The sequence below is a fragment of the Salipiger aestuarii genome, from assembly GCF_003259905.1.
Lineage (GTDB): Bacteria > Pseudomonadota > Alphaproteobacteria > Rhodobacterales > Rhodobacteraceae > Salipiger > Salipiger aestuarii.
In genome coordinates, this window is the sequence record NZ_QLMG01000101.1 from 1 (window position 1) to 2,970 (window position 2,970).

Annotated in this window: 2 rRNA genes; both read right to left on the reverse strand. The window is 54.3% G+C overall.

Annotation, left to right across the window (positions count from 1 at the left end):
- Positions 1–42: 42 nt before the first annotated feature.
- Positions 43–157, reverse strand: a 5S ribosomal RNA gene (gene rrf, locus ATI53_RS22580).
- Between the two features lie 196 nt (positions 158–353).
- A 23S ribosomal RNA gene (locus tag ATI53_RS22585) occupies positions 354–2,970 on the reverse strand; the annotation flags it as partial.

The window sequence follows — 2,970 nt, forward strand, 5'->3', positions numbered from 1 at the left end:
TCGCTGTGATCGTTTAGAGAGACGGTTTGTGGTTCTTGCTAGGTTTGGCGGTGACCTACTCTCCCACGTCTTGAGACGCAGTACCATCGGCGCAACGGCACTTAACGGCCGGGTTCGGAATGGAGCCGGGTGTTTTGCTCGCGCTGTGACCACCAAACCGAGGAAGAACCACCGCTGCGGTTGGTTTTTCCTCGGTTTGAGTGGGGAGTAGCGTTTCGCCGAAGGCGACAACGCGGGCCCCACACCGTGGAATTTCCAGGCGCAGCAGTCAAATCAACATGTCCAGGTTTGTACAACTATTGGTGTGTATGCTTCCGGATCCGTATTGACAGGGAACCTGTCTTTTACTGGATCGGATCAAGCCTGTCGGGCCATTAGTACCGGTCAACTGAACGCATTGCTGCGCTTACATCTCCGGCCTATCGACGTGGTGGTCTACCACGGCCCTCAGGGATACCTTGTTTTGAGGGGGGCTTCCCGCTTAGATGCCTTCAGCGGTTATCCTGTCCGATCATAGCTACCCAGCACTGCCATTGGCATGACAACTGGTCCACCAGTGGATCGTTCACCCCGGTCCTCTCGTACTAGGGGCAACTCCTCTCAAGTATCCTACACCCACGGCAGATAGGGACCGAACTGTCTCACGACGTTCTAAACCCAGCTCACGTACCTCTTTAAATGGCGAACAGCCATACCCTTGGGACCTGCTCCAGCCCCAGGATGAGATGAGCCGACATCGAGGTGCCAAACACTGCCGTCGATATGGACTCTTGGGCAGTATCAGCCTGTTATCCCCGGCGTACCTTTTATCCGTTGAGCGATGGCCCTCCCACTTGGGACCACCGGATCACTATGGCCGACTTTCGTCTCTGCTCGACTTGTCAGTCTTGCAGTCAGGCTGGCTTTTGCCATTGCACTCAACGAGCGATTTCCGACCGCTCTGAGCCAACCTTCGCGCGCCTCCGTTACGCTTTAGGAGGCGACCGCCCCAGTCAAACTACCCGCCACGCAGGGTCCCGGATCCGGATAACGGACCGCGGTTAGACATCAAGAGTGCGAAGGGTGGTATCTCATCTGTTGGCTCCACAGAAACTGGCGTTCCTGCTTCAAAGCCTACCACCTATCCTGCACATCACAATCCTGATGCCAGTGCGAAGCTGTAGTAAAGGTGCACGGGGTCTTTCCGTCTAACCGCGGGAAGCCTGCATCTTGACAGGCAATTCAATTTCGCTGAGTCGATGTTGGAGACAGCGGGGAAGTCGTTACGCCATTCGTGCAGGTCGGAACTTACCCGACAAGGAATTTCGCTACCTTAGGACCGTTATAGTTACGGCCGCCGTTTACCTGGGCTTCAATTCAGAGCTCTCACCCCTCCTTTTAACCTTCAGGCACCGGGCAGGCGTCAGACCCTATACGTCGTCTTGCGACTTCGCAGAGCCCTGTGTTTTTAGTAAACAGTCGCCACCCCCTGGTTTGTGCCCCCAGCTCCTAGTTGCCTAGGAACCGGGCCTCCTTCTCGCGAACTTACGGAGGTATTTTGCCGAGTTCCTTCAACATCGTTCTCTCAAGCGCCTTGGTATGCTCTACCAGTCCACCTGTGTCGGTTTAGGGTACGGTCCTAAAGTGGGGCTATTTCCAGGAACTGCTAAGCGGCCCATCCAATCCGATAAGGATGAACAACCGTCGCAATCCGTCACCACCACATGGCCCAGGAATATTAACCTGGTTCCCATCGACTACGCCTTTCGGCCTCGCCTTAGGGGCCGGCTTACCCTGCTCAGATTAGCTTTAAGCAGGAACCCTTGGACTTTCGGCGAGAGTGTCTCTCACACTCTTTGTCGCTACTCATGTCATCATTCTCACTAGTGATCTCTCCACCGGATCGCTCACGCGCCGGCTTCACAGAAAGAACTCATGTCTGCGCTACCGCTTCGCTACTTGAGCGCATTGCTGCGCTGTCCATAACGACGCGATAGAAGAGACAGAGTTCTATGTCACACTACGCTCCGCTACCATGCACTATGTGCATCCTAAGCTTCGGCTCATGGCTTGAGCCCCGTTACATCTTCGCCGCAGGACAACTTGATTAGACCAGTGAGCTGTTACGCTATCTTTAAAGGATGGCTGCTTCTAAGCCAACCTCCTGGTTGTTTTGGTCGTCCCACCTGCTTTCCCACTTAGCCATGAATTGGGGGCCTTAGCTGTAGGTCAGGGTTGTTTCCCTCTCCACGACGGACGTTAGCATCCGCCGTGTGTCTGCCATCTAGTACTCCCCGGTATTCGGAGTTTGGTTAGGATCAGTAAGCCTGTGGGGCCCCATTACCCATCCAGTGCTCTACCCCCGGGGGTATTCGGATGACGCTCTACCTAAATAGATTTCGCGGAGAACCAGCTATCTCCGAGTTTGATTGGCCTTTCACCCCTAGGCACAACTCATCCCGACCTTTTTCAACAGGTGTGGGTTCGGACCTCCAGTAAGTGTTACCTTACCTTCATCCTGGTCATGCCTAGATCACTCGGTTTCGGGTCTGATCCATCTAACTCAACGCCCTATTAAGACTCGCTTTCGCTGCGCCTACACCTAACGGCTTAAGCTTGCTAGATAGACCAAGTCGATGACCCATTATACAAAAGGTACGCCGTCACTTCGCAAGGAAGCTCCGACTGATTGTAGGCGTTCGGTTTCAGGTACTGTTTCACTCCCCTCGTCGGGGTGCTTTTCACCTTTCCCTCACGGTACTGGTTCACTATCGGTCAGCAAGGAGTACTTAGCCTTCGAGGGTGGTCCCCCGATCTTCAGACAGGATTTCACGTGTCCCGCCCTACTTAATACGTCCCATCGAGCTTCATATACGGGACTGTCACCCACTATGGTTGGCCATTCCAGACCATTCTATTCACTCTCAAGGCTCGGCTGGTCCCCGTTCGCTCGCCGCTACTAGGGGAGTATCAATTGATTTCCTTTCCTCC